1 pseudogene is annotated in these 961 nt (G+C 28.8%); it reads right to left on the bottom strand.

Annotated features, from left to right (window positions below):
- A pseudogene (locus L8X33_RS08620) lies at positions 1-961 on the bottom strand (hypothetical protein); the annotation flags it as partial.

Raw genomic sequence — 961 nt, 5'->3', positions numbered from 1 at the left:
GGCACTACTTGCATAATAATCTTTATTATCTAAACTAACCTTACTAACTCCATATAAGTATAAAGGCATAGCAATGTTTGAGTTTTTAATAACAATATTGTTATTATTTGCTTTAGAACTTAGAGTTTGTGCTGCTGTGATTTGAATTTTATCTTGATGATTTTCAGTGGTAAGTCCTTTGGTTAAGTCTCCATTGATATTTATACTATTTCTACTAGCTCCTTTAGTAGCTACTCCACCATAAAGATTAAACTCATTTTTACCTGTAAAATTAGAATTGATTTCAAATGGCTTTTTAAGAGTAATATTAATATTATTATCATTAGCTATGCCATTATTAGTTATACCTGCATAAAAGTCTAAGAGTGCTTTTACTTCTATATTGGTATTTAATGCTAATAAGGTTTGTAAGTCTTTTATATCTATGGTGTTTTTATAAGCATTACCTTGTATGATTTTACCCCCATAAACTGCTCCTACTAAAATAGCATTGTATGCTAATGGAGTATTTTTAGTATCTACTCTTAAATCTAGTTTTAAATCATTAATAATTACACTATTATTGCTTACTTCATAACTTTGATTGTTATTTACATCTACAAAAGCTCCTCCTAAGTGAGTAGCAGCTGATGTTGAATAAGCTCCACTTGGACCATGGACTAATAAAGAAGCTCCATCTATAATAACCTTATTATTTTTAGCATTAGCATTATAAGTATAAGCTCCCACTACATGAGTCATTCTCTCATCAAAAATATTATCCCCTAAAGTGCTTTGTTTATAAGGAGTAGTATGAAAGTCTATCTTTACTCCCTTATTTAATATAACTGTATTATTATTAGTATTAGCATCAATACCAAAAGCACCTAAGATATAAGGAGCACCATTTAAAGGTAAGGTATAGGTGTTTTCAACACCCATATTTACATAGGCATCTTTTAAGAAATTTAAAGTATTATTG

The organism is Campylobacter sp. CNRCH_2014_2849, assembly GCF_025772845.1.
Classification (GTDB): Bacteria; Campylobacterota; Campylobacteria; order Campylobacterales; family Campylobacteraceae; genus Campylobacter_D; species Campylobacter_D lari_D.
The sequence above is the reverse complement of the archived record's forward strand: the minus strand, read 5'-3'. Positions and strand labels throughout refer to the sequence as shown.